The following is a 12897-nucleotide window of genomic DNA, read 5'->3' on the forward strand; positions in this document are numbered from 1 at the left end:
AATCTTACCTGCCGGCGTTATATCATTGAGCAACAAGCCACAAGCTGTAAACAAAACAATTATGCGAAAAATAAACACCCATATCCTCAGACATATCATGTCATGCTGTCTGCCGTGCCTTTTTCTGCTATTATCAGTGCCGGCCAATGCAATAAGCGGCGGCAGCACAGACGGCTGGACCCTCTATCCAAGCTACGGCAACATAACAGAAATAGAGCCCACGGGCAAGGAGGTGTACGTGCTGGCATCCAACAGTCTGTTTTCGTATAACCCCGCAGACGGACTTGTTGCCACCTACGACAAGACAAATATGCTGTCGGACATCGAGATATCGCACATAGCATGGTCAAAATCGGCCAGTAGACTTATCGTTACCTACACAAACTCTAACATCGACCTGCTTTCAAGAAACGGCAGCGTGATCAACGTGCCCGACCTCTACATGAAGGAAGCTACCTACGACAAGACAATAAACAACATTTATATATATAACCAATATGCCTATCTGTCGACAGCCTTCGGCATAGTGAAGATGAACGTAAGCAACGGAAGCATTGCCGACTCGTATCAGCTCGGATTTCAGGTTGACTACTGCTACATCGAGGGCAACTACATCTATGCTGCATCGAGCACCCAGGGCATCTACCGCGGCAACATGCAGGACAACCTGCTCGACAAAGGCAACTGGAGCCGCACGGGCGACTATGTGGCGCAGAACATAGACCGCACAAAGGTGTACGACCAGACCGACGGCACATGGTGGACCAAGACCGAAGACGGAAAGCTAACAGGATATAAGATAAACAGCGACAACGTGCCCGTGTATGTAACCGAAGGCGTTGCACCCGACGGACCCGCATCCAACAACTTCTACCGCATATACATCAACAACGGAAGCCTCTATGGCGTGGGCGGCCTGTGGTCGCAGGAGACCGACGGCAACCGCCCGGGCGAAGTTCACGTGTGGAACGGCGACAGCTGGTCGGAGTTTGAAAAGGTTACAACAGACAAGATAGGCCACAGCTACGTTGACGTGCTGTGCCTCGACTTCGACCCAACAATAAGCGGACACGTCATGGTGGGCGCCAAGAGCGGCATGTATGAGTTTCAGGACGGCAAGTTCGTGAAGCACTACACAACGGACAACAGCGCGCTCGAGTCGCCGTTCAATCCGCCGTCGAAAGACTATACCATCGTTACATCTGTAAAATACGACGCAGCCGGAAACCTCTGGGCGCTCAACTCGCTGATAAGCAACAGCATAAAGTGCCTCTCGAAAAGCGACGGAAAATGGACTACATACAAGCATTCTGAACTGTCGGGCACCAACAGCTACGACCTTGAGAAAGCCTTTATCAGCAAGACCAACGGCAAGATGTGGTTTGTAAACAACAACTACAACAACACCATACTTTACTCATACGACTATGCCAACGACGTGCTGACAAAATACGGACCGAGCATAATAAACCAAGACGGAACAAGCCTCGGCGCAAACTATATATTCAGTCCGGTTGAAGACAGGGAAGGAAACGTATGGGTAGGCACCAACGCCGGACCTGTTTATCTCTCGGCAAGCGCCATACAGAACGGCTCAACTTACTTCACGCAGCACAAAGTGCCGCGCAACGACGGCACCAACTATGCCGACTATCTGCTATCGGGCATCGACGTGCGCGCCATAGCCATCGACGGCGGCAACCGCAAATGGATAGGCACCAACTCTAACGGAGTGTTCCTCATCAGCGACGATAACAACACGCAGATAAGCCACTTCACCACAGACAACTCGCCTCTTCCGTCAAACCTTGTGCAGGACATAGCCATCGACGGTGCGTCGGGCCGTGTATATTTCGCCACAGACAAGGGCTTATGTTCTTATCAGAGCGACGCAACAGAGCCGACAGACGAGATGACCAAGGACAACGTATACGCATATCCCAATCCCGTAAGACCCGACTACACGGGCCTGATAACCATCACAGGCCTTAGCTATGACGCCGACGTGAAGATAGTAACGTCGAGCGGAGCACTCGTAAACCAGGGCCGAAGCACGGGCGGATCATACACATGGGACGGCTGCGACCTCAACGGCAAGCGTGTGGCATCGGGCGTGTATATGGTTGAGACGGCAACATCGTCGGGCGACAAGGGCACCGTGTGCAAGATTGCCATAGTAAACTGACATCACAACAGACATAAAAATCTCAGCAGGAACACGTGACACGAAATACAGACATCCTATCTCACGAAAACACATTATGGACGCAGGGCATATCGGCAATAATGGTTATGCTGATGCACTTCATAATGCAGATTGAAGGTTACCCCCGCATCGTCAACATATTAGGCAGCATAGGCGTGGCTGCGTTTCTGTTCATATCAGGCTTCGGATTAAACGAAAGCTACAAGAAAAGCGGTCTTGCCGGCTACTGGCACAAACGCATCGTGCGCGTAATAATACCGTGCTGGCTCGTCTTTCTGTTCAAGCTGCCGTTTGAAGAGCAGTTCAGCCTGTCAAGGCTTGTCCACAACCTGCTCTTCACCGACTCGGAACTGTGGTTTGTCGACTATATCGTAAGATGGTATATCATCTACTGGCTGGCGCGCAGACTATCACCGCGCCACACCACCAAGATACTTGCAGGCTTCTCAGTGGCTTTCATCTTCGCCCAGCAGCTCATGTGCGAGCAGGCCTTTTCGTTCTTCTGCGGATACATCGTGTCGCAGCATTATGACAAGGTAAGACAGACAAGCCGCGGCAGGATAATAAAATTCACGGCGGCAGCCTTTGCCTACGGCACGGCGTTCATGCTCATCAAGGAAATTCCGTTCGTAAGGGGATACATCGGCACCGTGCCCTTCAACATCATACTGCTCAACATCAAGCTGCCGCTGGCAGTAGCCATAATCACAGCTCCATACATATTACCGCAGCTGAAGAGGCTCAGACCTATATCATGGTTCGGCAAGATAAGCTATGAAATATACATAGTTCACTTCTTCGTCCTGCCGTTTGTAACCGACTTTTTATCAATAATTAAATACATGGCGGCGTCTACCGTCATTGCCGCCGTGTTCAACAGGATAAACAACGAGCTGAAGAACAACTTCACCACGGTGTTCACCTCAATACTCTACATCGCCGTATGCTACATCATGGCATGTAAATACAGCATGAGGGCCACCGAACATTTCGGATACGTCAGCATGAGCTATGCCGTCATCCTTGCGCTCGTCACGCTGCTGTTTAATCGCCGAAAGACAATTATAAGCAGACATTCTGAGGCAATATTCTGGTCAATGGCTGTGATAATGGCAGTTGCAATGGCAGCCGTGCAGTATCATTTCGACCCCATGCAGAACCAAGTTGACCGCTGGTCGGCCATAGCCAATCCGCTCACCGCCATGTTCAGCGGCCAGTTTCCTTATTCGGCACAGACCCATTTAGGCGGCTATGCCTCGCCGTTCCCGGTGTGGATGGTGTTCCACATACCTTTCTGGGCACTCGGCAACGTAGGCCTTTCAGAGATTTTCACCGCCCTGCTGTTCGTCATCAGCGTCAAGGCCGCCTACGGCTCTCAGGCAGGCATAAAGGCCACCGTGCTGCTTGCGCTCAGCCTTAACCTGTGGTATGAAACGGCTGTAAGGAGCGACCTTATATCCAATTTTCTTCTTCTTGCATCATTTATAAACCTTCTTATATGCAAGAAGATAACCTTCAGTAAATATCCTTTGATGCTCGCTGCTATAGCCGGCCTGTGGCTGTCAACGAGAATAAGCACGGCCTTTCCTCTCTTCATCATGTTCTTTCCCTTCTGGCTCAAGCTTTCTGCGGGCCGCAAGGTGTCCACGCTGCTCATTGCCGCAGCCGTGCTGTGCCTTACGTTCCTGCCGTTTGCATTGTGGGACTGGCACGAACTGTTCTATGCCGAGAACAATCCGTTCTCGCTTCAGTCGAGACAGGGACGCCCGGCCGACTCGCTTCTGCTGCTCGCGGTTGCAGTGATAATGGCTTTAAAATGGAAGGGAAACAACAAGATGCTTATGCTATTCTCGGCTATAATGCTTATCCTCGTGCCAGTGCTGGCATACGGACACAATATGTATGTGTACGGCAACTGGACCGACATATTCAATTCGGCATACGACATAACCTATCTCGACGCCTCGCTGCCGTTCTGCATCACGCTCATGGCAGCCTTCGGAGCATGTCAGATGCAGGCAAAGAAACCCAGCTTGTAGAGCTTGAATACTGCCAACGACGGCTTATTTCCACGCAGATTGCGCAGTTCGGCGCCGCTGAACAGCCTGTGAAACAGCCTGACAAGCCACAGCATGTGCATCGACCTCAGCCTGCCCACCATGCCGAGCAGCGGCGAATAGTCTTTTAGTTCGCCGGCAAACTGATGCAGAGTGAGCATGGCCTCCTCTATCTTCTTCAGATAAGCCGCGTTGCCCTCGAAGCACGTATAAGCCACAGGATTGTCTATATGCCTTACCACGATGCCGTTGTTGCGGAACGCACGGCCAAGCATCACGTCCTCATATCCGTAGCCCTTTATCCTTTCGTCGTAAGGCACACGCTCAAGAACGGAGCGGTGATAAAAGAAGTTTGTCGTGCGGAACGAATTGTATGGCAGCCTGTTTCTCACCTCAACCGAATGGTTTTTCTCCTCAAATTTCTCATATCTGAAGCGCAGGTTCTCCTTATATAGTCTTGCCGAATCAGCCCCTCCGTCAACACACACACCGCCGCATACAGCCTCGCCGCGCTGAGCTCCGCTGCTGAGATAGCGCAGCAGAAAGTCGTCGTAGACCAGACTGAGGCGCGCGTCGACCATCAGATGCCACTCATATTTGCCCTTAGACGTCATATTGTTGCGCATGGCTGCACGGCAGTCGTGATGGCGGTCAATAACGTAGCGGCAGTGAGAAAGGCCGTCTATCGCCCTGTTTTCGGCTATCACGGCCTCGTTGGTGCTTCCGTCGTCTATTGCGAGAATCTCATATTCAAGGCCGTCTATGGCTTCGGCCTGTGAATGGAGCACGCTGACAAGCGCCACGGCACTGTCGTTATAGACGGGTATAAGTATTGACAATTCGTTTATCATTTTGTTTTGCACAGATATGAATATTTAAGGTGCTGCCGCCGGCGTACCTCTTTTGCAGGCCGGCGTATGTCATGCAAATATAATGAAAGGCGAGTGAAAAGTCAAAAGAAAAACGATGTATTTTGTTTTTGACTATTCCGAGCCGAATCCTATATTATGCAAATATAGTGAAAGGCGAGAGCATTGCAAAAATCAAAAACTTATTTTTGATTTTGTACTGCCGAGCCGAATCCTATATTATGCAAATATAATGAAAGCCGGCGGCAAAACAAAATAAAAGGCGCAGTTTTTAGACCGCGCCGCCAAGCGCGTACAATATACGCACCTTAAAAAACACAATAAACAGCATAATTTGCAAATAATGCTATTTATTTTTTTAAATTTGCAAGTATGAAACTCAGTATCATCGTTCCCGTTTACAACGCCGAAAAGACGCTCGGCAGATGCTTGGACAGCATACTGTCGCAGACGTATGAAGACTTCGAGGTGCTGCTCGTTGACGACGGCTCTACCGACGGCAGCGGTCTGACGGCCGACAAGATAGCGCAGGGCGACAGCCGCCTCACCGTCATACATAAGGCCAACGGAGGCCCCTCGGCGGCACGCAACTGTGCGCTCGACCGCATCAGAGGAGAGTATGTAACCTTTGCCGACAGCGACGACGAGCTCACACCGGGCACGCTCGGCAGGATAATGGCCATAATGGAGCAGCATCCTGAATACGACATACTTGAATATCCGGCTACGGAACGGCCCGGACGCAAGGACATGCACGTGATGAACCCGGACAGCAGGGTGTATGCCGACGCCATCGGATGGCTCTCCGACCACGGCTTCGGCCACTGCTGGATGTGGAACAAGGTGTTCCGCAGGCAGATGTTCGACGGCGTAAGGTTTCCTGAAGACAGAAGGATGTTTGAAGACGGCATCGTCCTCGGCAAGATCATTAGCCGCCATCCTGTGATGGCAACCACCGGCGAAGGCATGTATCTCTACCACTGGAACGGCGACGGACTGACAGCCAAGGCTGCCTGCGGCGGACTCGTAACCATGCTCGAGGCACAGCTCGAAGTGGTGAAAATGCTCGGCATTGACACGAGAGAGAAGAAATGGCACAGACTCTACATGGACATGTTCACGGCGCAGCTGTATGCCTACCGCGCCACTGGCAGACTGATGCTGCACAGCCAGAAGGTTGCAGCCGATATGCACGGAGGCATGAGCGGCATGATAAAATCGCTAATGCTCAACACGTTAGGACTGAAGACAGCGTGCAGGATATTCAAAACACTAAGACCATGAAGATTGTTTATCTGATAGAAGACTTCGCCATAAAGGGCGGGGCAGAGCGCATGATATCCGAAAAGGCCAACACCTTTACGGCCGTGAAGGGGCACGACGTAACCATTGTGTCGATATTCAGCGACAGCCGTCCGCCGGCATATCCGCTCAACGGCGTGTCGTTCGTAAGTCTGGGCGTGCCCTTTGCCGCCACTGACTGCAGCCTGCTTGCCAAGACCATGTCGCGCCTTAGGGTGCTTACGTCGGCTGCCGTGCGCTTCAACAGACTGATGTCTGAGCTTCGCCCCGACGTAATATTCTTCACGCTGCCCATGGGAGCGCTGCTCCTGCCGCTCTACCGCGGCAACGCAAAGAGAGTGTATGAGTCGCACTCGGCACGGCAGTTTACGCCTTACCACAGCTTGTTCGCGCCCATGGAGCTTATGGCCGACACCGTGGTGTGCATAACAGAACAGGACGCACGGCAGTATGCACGGGCACGCAATAAGAGAGTTATACCCAACTTTATCAACACTCCCGGCCACACCGCCGAAGACTACGGCGCAAAAAGGGCGCTGGCGGCAGGCAGACTTGAGCATCCAAAAGGCTTCGACATCCTTATCAGATGCTGGAAGGAGATAGACAATGCGCATCCTGACTGGCGGCTCGACATCTACGGCGAAGGCTCGCTGCGCGAAAGTCTGCAGCAACAGATAGACCAACTGGGGCTGAGCGGAAAGATAAGACTGTGCGGACGCACCGAAGACATGATGCAGACATACCCCAGATACAGCCTAATGCTGGCCACGTCGAGGTTTGAGGGCTTCTCGCTCGTGCTTGCCGAGGCACAGGCATGCGGACTGCCTGCCGTGACGTTCGACTTTAAATATGGTGCACGCGAGATTGTTGCCGACGGCATAACGGGCACAATAGTGCCGCAGGACGACATGCAGGGCTTTGCCAGGGCAGCAATAGACATAATGGCGTCTGAAGACAAGCGCCGCAACTATGGCGAAGAGGCTGCAAGGCGGACGATGCGCTTCTCGCGCGACAGGGTGATGGAGGAGTGGTACAGGCTGCTTGACGACCTGAGCCGATGAGCATCCCGCGCAGTATATCTTCTGATGAAACAAGCAGGGCAACAGCTTACAAGACGAGATATGACTACATATAATGTCATACCGCCTTACCGCAACTATAGCCTCAGGCATACTTTAATGGCTGTGCTTATGCTGCATGACATTTACACATACGGATAAATAATACATAAAGAAAATAGCACCTCAGGCGGTGCTATTTTTTGTTTACCCAAAATCGGCTATCAGTATTTATATAAAGCCATTTGCCGTCTGATGACAGATTTGGGCTTAAATACATGTTTCTTATTTCAACACAAACTAATCACGGCGCACAGAATATTTCTTATACACTTCAACATATTCTGCCGCCACCTTGCGGTAGTCGTGATACTTTCTTACAAACTCCACGCTCTGCTTTGACAGCAGTGCCACGTTGCCGGGCGTCAGGAGCGCCTGCTCGAGCGTAGCCACATTGTCGTCGAAGCTCTTCTCGGGACTTACGTTTATTATAGGCCTCAGTTTCTTCTCGCCTATAAACTCATAAAACTCTTCCTCGCCACCGCCTATAACCACCGTTCCGCGCGCCATTGCCGCCAGCGAGTTCATCGACGGCGTGTAGCTGTAGAACTGGTCCACCTGCACGTCGGCCTCGTCAAGCATCACGCAATAACGGTCGTAGGGCACGTCCTCGACATACATCACGCTGAGCCGTCCGGGATGCCTGCGATCAATCTCTTCTATCATCTCGGCTATCTTGCGCGCACCTTTCAGATACTCGCGCCTGCTCTGCACGCCCACCAGCACCTTTATTTTGCCGTCTGTGCCCTTCACGCGTGCGTCATGGGGCACATGCATGGGCAGAGGCACATAATGCAGCCTTGAGCGAAAAGAATCGACGTCGTAGGCAAGATAATACTCATACAGGCACGCCACGAAGGCGTCTGAGCTGCCGGCTGCCTTGTTGAAGCACGACACACACTCGGGCAGGCGCTGCTCTGCCAGTCGGGCCTTGTTCTGCTCCTGGTTGCGCACGCAGCCGTTCCAGTACATGTCCGAATATTCGGGCACGCCCTTCAGCTGGCGCTCGAGCACCTGCGGATCGTCGCCGTAGCATCCTTTTATAAGACAGCGGTTGTGGCGCTTCAGGAAACTGATGAGCATCTTGTTCCAGCTCATCTTCAGCGGCACAAACTGATAGTTGTGTATCTGCACCACATCGTTGCCGCACAGCCGCCTTATGTTGCGCAGGAGCGTGAGCAGCACCTTCAGTCCGCCAAGCTTTCCCCACCGCGGGTCGCGCCTGAGGTCGATGTCGCGCGGACAGTCGCGCGGAGCGTTGCCGTCAGACATCAGCACCACGTCGTGTCCAAGCTCAGCCAGACCGTCTCTCAGCGTAGCATGGGCATAGCTCGCCTCACCAATTAATAATATACGCACGGATTTTTTGGAATTAAAAATTAAAAAGTAAAAATTAAAAATTAAAAAATTAAGGAGCAAAAATTAAAAGGCGGGAAAGAACGGAATGTCAGGAAACTAACGGCTTTGCGGCTTGCATGAAATAGCCGGCTAAAGTTTTCCGTCTTTTATTATCCCTTCATTCTTCCCAGCCTTTTAATTTTTACTTTTTAATTTTTAATTATGAACAATCTCTAGCTCATCTCCAGCATGCGGTTTATCGGCTTCACTGCCTCGGCTGCTATGTCGGCAGGAACGTCTACGCTGGGCCATTCATATTTAAGGGCGTTGTAAACTTTGAGCAGAGTGTTCATCTTCATGTATTCACACTCGTTGCAAGAGCAGCCTACGGAGCCTTCGCTCACTTCGGGCGGCACGGGCAGGAACACCGTGTCGGGGCACTGGCGCTGCATCTCGAACAGTATGCCCGGCTCTGTTGCCACGATATACTCCTTGTCGGGATGTGCCACGGCATAGTCGAGCAGCACTGCCGTTGAGCCTACCACGTCGGCAAGCTTCACTACGGGACCCTTGCACTCGGGGTGAACCAGCACGATGGCGTCGGGGTGTTCCTTCTTCATCTCAACGATGGCCTGAGGCGAGAAGCGCTCATGCACATGGCATCCGCCGTTCCAGAGCAGCATCTCGCGGCCCGTAACGGCGTTGATGTAGCTGCCCAGGTTGTGGTCGGGTCCGAAGATAATCTTCTCGTCCTTCGGCAGCTGGTCTACTATCTTCTTTGCGTTGCCGCTCGTAACCACCACGTCGGTCAGCGCCTTCACGGCAGCCGTAGTGTTGACATAGCTCACCACGGTGTAGCCCGGGTGCTCCTGCTTAAACTTCTTGAGGTCTTCGGCGCGGCATGAGTCGGCCAGCGAGCATCCGGCGTTGAGGTCAGGACAGATCACCAGCTTTTCGGGGCAAAGTATCTTGCACGTCTCTGCCATGAAGTGAACGCCGCACATCACGATAATCTTGGCGTCGGTCTTGGCAGCCTTGCGCGCCAGGGCCAGCGAGTCGCCAATGAAGTCGGCCACCTTCTGCACCGATCCGTCGGTGTAGTAGTGGGCCAGTATTATGGCGTCTTTCTCCTTGCACATTCTTCTTATCTCGGCGGCCAGGTCGGTGCCGTTGTCAGCAGGCTCGTCTATGTAGCCCTTCTCTGTCCATTCTTCTTTAACCATAGTGTTTGTTTCTTTTGCCGTGTGTGCTTGTCCTGCTTTCAGGTTACCCTCAGGTTTCCACACCCACATAATTATTCTTATCCTTTGTTTTCCTTTTTTAAAAAAGAGAATGAGTTGTATGATATGCCGTTGATTTGTTCAAAACTTTAGGGCTGAAAGTTTGCTTATTTGGTTATCAACCCGTGGTTATGTGTTTTCAACATGTGCCATTAATATCTTCTGTCTGACTGTCAGGCGTTAAGGCATCTTATCCACAATTCTCCTGTCAGACTGCAAATTTAATAAGTTTATATCTTTTTTCGCCATTTATCTGTTGAAAACTTGCTTATTTTGTCTGTATAAAGGTGTTGATATACACGTGTATAATGTCGTGCCCGTGTGGCGTGTTGATATCCACATATTTTTCCAACGGTTTTCCACATGGTTATCAACAGGGTTTTCAACAGTGTTCCGTTGTTCTTTGTCCGCTGTGGCGTTTGTGCTTGTTTTCATGGTGTTTTCTGCGTTGTTTTAGGTCTGTGGCGTGGCTTTATCCCGTTTTTCGTGTTGCTGTATGCGTTTTTCGTGTTGTGATATGCCGTCTTTTGCCTTGCAACAGGTGGCTTTTTGCATTGCGATATGTGGCTTTTCGTGTGCTGAAAGATGTGCTTTCGGCTTGTTGATAAATGGTGTTTATTTTGTTGATAAGTTTTGTAACGGCCTTAGGCTCACGCTTTTATGATATGTTGAAATCTTGTTGAAAAGTGCCGTTATGCTTATTCTTTCCGGTGTGTTTTTCTGATGTGCCTATCTTCTGCGCAGTTTTTTCAGCCGTTCTGTCAGGCTGTTCCAAAGCGATGTCTTTTTGTGCAGTATAAACAGCGAGGCGGCTGTGCTCGCCAGGGTAAGCATTATGCCGAGGCAGGCGCTCAGCAGAGTGTTGCCGATAAGTGTTGAAAGATATGCCGCTATGCCTATCGGCAGATGTATGGCGGCATAGGTGCATACGCCTTTCGAGGGGCGGTAGGCGTAGCGTGTGTGGGCATAGGTGTATATCAGCGTCAGCTCGAAGAGATACGACACAAGCAGTCCGGCGCCCGTGCCCGTCAGTCCCATCAGGCGGTATCCGCCCATCACGGCTGCCACCTGCATGGCTGCCGACAGCGTTTCGAGTACGAAGAAGGCCTTAGAGTGGCTCTTGGCGAGCGTCATGTAGGCTATGGGCAGCGTTATGGCCCTGAGGTACATCGACATGACGGCTATCTGAGCCATGGGCACCACGGGCGTGAACTTGCGGCTGTAGAGCATCGGCACCACCAGCGGCAGAGCCACAATGAGCAGCGTGAGCATGGGTGCCACGATGAGCAGCGACACCTCTATCTGGCGGTTGGCCGTGAGCTTCATGGCCTGGTTGTCGTGGTTGACGGCCGACAGGCGCGGAAAGTAGTCGGTCTCCATCGCCGAGAATACCATGCCCGAGTAGGTTATCGTAAGCACGAATCCCGCGTTGTATAGTCCCACTATGTCGAGGTCGGCCTCGGCGTTGAGCAGCGCACGCAGCAGCATCTCGGCTCCGCTTGCCATTATGCCCGACATGATGAAGGCTATGCCCAGCCTTACCATCTCCATGCCTTCGCCCAGCAGGCCCTTAGTTCCGCTGAGCCGCAGGGGATAAGCCCTGTAAGAATATACCACCGTTATTATCATCGTGGCAAGCGCCATGAGTATTATCACGGGCACGATACCGGTCCATCTGAACATCCAGTATATGGGCACGGATATCAGCAGCGAGGCTATGACCGACCATATCTGCACCACGGCGAGCGCCCTTAGCCGTCGTGTGGCCTTCAGTATGGCCGTCTCGCCGCCCGTTATGGCCATCAGCGCCACGGCAGGCGAGAGCAGCATGAAGTGGAGCGTGTGGTCGCCCCACGAGAAGGCGAGGCTGTTGAGCAGCGGTCCGGCGGCTATGCACACGAGCATGCCGAGCAGTGCAGCCACGAGGCTCCATGCCCTGACAATCCTGATGAAGCGCTCCATGCCTTCTGTGTCGCCCTGATCGTAGAGTTCTGATATGTGCTTTATCGCACTGAAGGATATTCCGAGGTTGGTGGCCTGCGAGATAAAGTTGACCGAAGAGTTGAGAAGCGACGCCAGTCCCATGCCGGCAGGTCCGAGCAGCAGGGCCGTAATCTTGTTGCGTACAAGGCCGATAATGATGTTGAGTCCCTGCACGCCGCCGAATATTCCAGTATATTTCAGCACATGTCCGTAGCTGTCTTTACTTTCGTCTTTATCCATTTAAGATATAGAACGGCGGAATTGGGGAAATATTGTTTGGTTTAGTAGTTAAAGGAGTTAATGCCGAATGTATTGTTGGTTTAGGAGTTAAAGTAGTTAGAGGAGTTAAAGTAGTTAAAGCCAAATGCAATGTTGGTTTGGTAGTTAAAGAAGTTAAAGTCAAATGTATTGTTGGTTTTAGAAGTTAAAGTAGTTAGAGTAATTAAATCCGAATGCATTATTTGTTCTTTTCGCAAGCACTACGTTTGCTATTGTGCCGGCGGATCTGCGATCCGCCGGAATTTATTATAAGGATCTCCAGATCCGCTTAAAATACCGCTTTTTAAGTTAAAAGTGAAAAGCAGGCGCAAAAGCGCAATTAAAAATGAAAAATTAAAAATGAAAAACGCCTGACGGAAGCGAATGGTTAAGAGTGAAAAATCCAAATGCTTTGTGGTCAGATGTTTACAAATAAAAGAAAAACGTCCCGTTGAAATAATAACCAACGGGACGTTCTTTATTGTC

9 protein-coding genes are annotated in these 12897 nt (G+C 51.4%); 4 read left to right on the forward strand and 5 right to left on the reverse strand.

Annotated features, from left to right (window positions below):
* Positions 1–61 precede the first annotated feature (61 nt).
* Positions 62–2185 carry a type IX secretion system anionic LPS delivery protein PorZ gene (porZ, locus tag EJL04_RS11805; RefSeq protein ID WP_241209991.1) on the forward strand — a complete coding sequence of 708 codons (2124 nt, stop codon included), beginning with the start codon at positions 62–64 and terminating at the stop codon, positions 2183–2185.
* 35 nt (positions 2186–2220) lie between these two features.
* On the forward strand, positions 2221–4245 hold the full coding sequence (locus tag EJL04_RS11810; protein ID WP_125105049.1) for an acyltransferase family protein: 2025 nt from the start codon (positions 2221–2223) through the stop codon (positions 4243–4245).
* Here EJL04_RS11810 and EJL04_RS11815 read toward each other — a convergent pair.
* Positions 4215–5114 (reverse strand): glycosyltransferase family 2 protein, encoded by a 900-nt coding sequence (locus EJL04_RS11815; protein ID WP_125105050.1) that lies wholly within the window; start codon positions 5112–5114, stop codon positions 4215–4217. The two genes, EJL04_RS11810 and EJL04_RS11815, sit on opposite strands and share 31 nt — an antisense overlap.
* A 390-nt stretch (positions 5115–5504) precedes the next feature.
* Between EJL04_RS11815 and EJL04_RS11820 the strand changes: the two genes are divergently transcribed.
* A complete protein-coding gene (locus EJL04_RS11820) occupies positions 5505–6416 on the forward strand; it encodes a glycosyltransferase family 2 protein (protein ID WP_125105051.1) in 912 nt (303 codons plus the stop codon).
* On the forward strand, positions 6413–7495 hold the full coding sequence (locus tag EJL04_RS11825; RefSeq protein ID WP_164511758.1) for a glycosyltransferase family 4 protein: 1083 nt from the start codon (positions 6413–6415) through the stop codon (positions 7493–7495). The genes EJL04_RS11820 and EJL04_RS11825 overlap by 4 nt, the downstream gene beginning before the upstream one ends.
* 297 nt (positions 7496–7792) lie before the next feature.
* On the opposite strand, the gene EJL04_RS11830 is transcribed toward EJL04_RS11825, so the two are convergent.
* From EJL04_RS11830 to EJL04_RS11845, 4 genes are all read right to left on the reverse strand, one after another.
* Positions 7793–8911: a glycosyltransferase gene (locus EJL04_RS11830; RefSeq protein WP_125105053.1), complete on the reverse strand. Its 1119-nt coding sequence runs from the start codon at positions 8909–8911 to the stop codon at positions 7793–7795.
* Between the two features lie 212 nt (positions 8912–9123).
* Positions 9124–10113 (reverse strand): quinolinate synthase NadA, encoded by a 990-nt coding sequence (gene nadA / locus EJL04_RS11835; protein ID WP_125105357.1) that lies wholly within the window; start codon positions 10111–10113, stop codon positions 9124–9126.
* A 786-nt stretch (positions 10114–10899) separates the two neighbouring features.
* Positions 10900–12393 (reverse strand): oligosaccharide flippase family protein, encoded by a 1494-nt coding sequence (locus EJL04_RS11840; RefSeq protein WP_125105054.1) that lies wholly within the window; start codon positions 12391–12393, stop codon positions 10900–10902.
* A 248-nt stretch (positions 12394–12641) separates the two neighbouring features.
* Positions 12642–12878, reverse strand: coding sequence for a hypothetical protein (locus EJL04_RS11845; RefSeq protein ID WP_125105055.1), 237 nt, complete (start codon positions 12876–12878; stop codon positions 12642–12644).
* Positions 12879–12897 lie beyond the last annotated feature (19 nt).

Origin of the sequence: Prevotella marseillensis (assembly GCF_900625065.1) — a bacterium.
Taxonomy (GTDB): domain Bacteria; phylum Bacteroidota; class Bacteroidia; order Bacteroidales; family Bacteroidaceae; genus Prevotella; species Prevotella rara.

Excerpts from the sequence above, each read along its gene's own strand:
- EJL04_RS11840 (WP_125105054.1), bottom strand. The coding sequence starts at position 12,393 with ATGGATAAAGACGAAAGTAAAGACAGCTACGGACATGTGCTGAAATAT.
- EJL04_RS11815 (WP_125105050.1), bottom strand. The coding sequence starts at position 5,114 with ATGATAAACGAATTGTCAATACTTATACCCGTCTATAACGACAGTGCC.
- EJL04_RS11825 (WP_164511758.1), top strand. The coding sequence starts at position 6,413 with ATGAAGATTGTTTATCTGATAGAAGACTTCGCCATAAAGGGCGGGGCA.
- EJL04_RS11820 (WP_125105051.1), top strand. The coding sequence starts at position 5,505 with ATGAAACTCAGTATCATCGTTCCCGTTTACAACGCCGAAAAGACGCTC.
- porZ (WP_241209991.1), top strand. The coding sequence starts at position 62 with ATGCGAAAAATAAACACCCATATCCTCAGACATATCATGTCATGCTGT.
- nadA (WP_125105357.1), bottom strand. The coding sequence starts at position 10,113 with ATGGTTAAAGAAGAATGGACAGAGAAGGGCTACATAGACGAGCCTGCT.